The sequence below is a fragment of the Roseomonas rosulenta genome, from assembly GCF_016106005.1.
In the GTDB taxonomy this organism is placed as follows: Bacteria; Pseudomonadota; Alphaproteobacteria; order Acetobacterales; family Acetobacteraceae; genus Neoroseomonas; species Neoroseomonas rosulenta.
In genome coordinates, this window is record NZ_JACADR010000488.1 from 1 (window position 1) to 1749 (window position 1749).

Consider the following 1749-nt stretch of genomic DNA (forward strand, 5'->3'; position numbering starts at 1 on the left):
CGGCCATGGCTGCCTCCGCCCAGCCGGCCGTGGCCCGCGCCGCGCCGCCGCCGCCCGCACTGGCCCGTCCCGTCGCGCCCGGAGGCCTGGAGGCGCCGAACCTGCGCCCCTGGGAAGCGCAGGCCAACGCGACCTTCCGCCAGCGCATCGCCGAGGCCGAGCGCAGCGCGGAGCATGCGCGCGAAGGCTACGGCCTGCGCAACCCGGCATCGGGCGCGCTCGGCCGCTACCAGTTCCTGCCCATCGCGCTGCGCGACATCGGCTGGATGGACGCCGCCGGTGCCTGGACCGAGGCCGCCGCCCGCCACCGCGTGACCGACGAGGCAAGCTTCCTCGAGAGCCCCGCCGCGCAGGAGGCCGCCATGTCGGCCTACCTGGCGCGGCAGGAGGCCATCCTCGATCGTGGCGGCACGCTGGCATCGGCCGGCGCCACCATCCGCGGACTGGACGGGCAGGAGATCACGCTCGGCGAAGGTGCGCTGGTGGCCGCCGCGCACCGCCGCGGCGCCGGCACGCTGGCACGCTACCTGACGCACCGCACGGAGACGCCCGACGCACCGCTCACCCCCGCCCAGCGCGCCGCCTTCGAGAGCGTGGAGCAGCGCCTGCGCAGCTTCGCCGAGGTCGCCTATGCCAGCGAACGCCCCGGCAACCGCATGATGGCGCGGCGTGGCGGACCGGCCGGCTGAGGCGGGGCCGCGGAAGGGGCCCGGCTTTGACTCCCCGGCGGCCTTCGGTGAAGGAGTGCCGATCCGTCCTTCGCCCAAGAGCAAAGACCCCACCGACATGTCCTCACTCTCCGGCCAGGTCGCCCTGGTCACCGGCGCATCCCGCGGGATCGGCGCCGCCGTCGCCGTCGAACTCGCCCGTCGCGGCGCGCAATGCGTGCTGGTGGCGCGCACCCAGGGCGGGCTCGAGGAGACCGACGACGCCATCCGCGCCGCCGGCGGCCTGCCCGCCACGCTGCTGCCGCTCGACCTGCAGAAGCGCGCGCAGGACATCGACATGCTGGGCCCGTCCATCGTGGCGCGCTTCGGGCGGCTCGACATCCTGGTACATGCCGCGGGCGTGCTGCCGAAGCTGACGCCGGTCGCGCATATCCAGCCGCGGGACTGGGAGGAATCGCTCGCGGTGAACCTCTCGGCCGGCTGGCGGCTTATCCGCACCTGCGACCCGCCGCTGCGCGCCGCCCCGGCCGGGCGGGCGGTGATGCTGACGGATGCCGTGGCCGGCACGCCTGCCGCCTATTGGGGCCTCTACGGCGCCGCCAAGGCGGGGCTCGAGCACCTGGTGCGCTGCTGGGCGGCCGAGGTCGCGACCACCGGCCTGCGCGTCATGCTGGCCGATCCCGGCCCGGTTGCGACGCGGCTGCGCGCCAATGCCTTCCCCGGCCAGGACCCCGCAGCGATACCGGGGCCCGCCGACATGGCCCCCGCCATCGCCGCGTTGTGCGAGGCGGACGGGGTGGAGAACGGCGCCACGATCCGCCTCGCCGCCGCCGGGTAGCGAAGGCCCGCCCGGGGCGGCGCCTGCGTCGCCGCGGGCACCATGCGGCGCCACATTCTGTCCGCCGACCCGAAGCAGCGGTGCGGCGGCCGACCTGCCACGGCCCATGGCCCTGGCGAGCGCATCGGGCGCTGCGCCCAACGGCGCGATGCGCGACGGTGCCGCCGCCGCGTGCTGTTCCGTCGCTACGGCCCCGTGCCCCGCGACGCCGGCGGCTCGAGTGCGCGCAAAGCGGCGCCGGCC

2 protein-coding genes are annotated in these 1749 nt (G+C 76.4%); both read left to right on the plus strand.

From position 1 onward, the window contains the following. Positions 1-689 (plus strand): hypothetical protein (locus HW578_RS26155; protein WP_198373634.1); only part of this gene is annotated, 689 nt, incomplete at its 5' end. A 97-nt stretch (positions 690-786) separates the two neighbouring features. Then, positions 787-1506: an SDR family NAD(P)-dependent oxidoreductase gene (locus HW578_RS26160; protein ID WP_198373635.1), complete on the plus strand. Its 720-nt coding sequence runs from the start codon at positions 787-789 to the stop codon at positions 1504-1506. Positions 1507-1749 lie beyond the last annotated feature (243 nt).

Excerpts from the sequence above, each read along its gene's own strand:
- HW578_RS26160 (WP_198373635.1), top strand. The coding sequence starts at position 787 with ATGTCCTCACTCTCCGGCCAGGTCGCCCTGGTCACCGGCGCATCCCGC.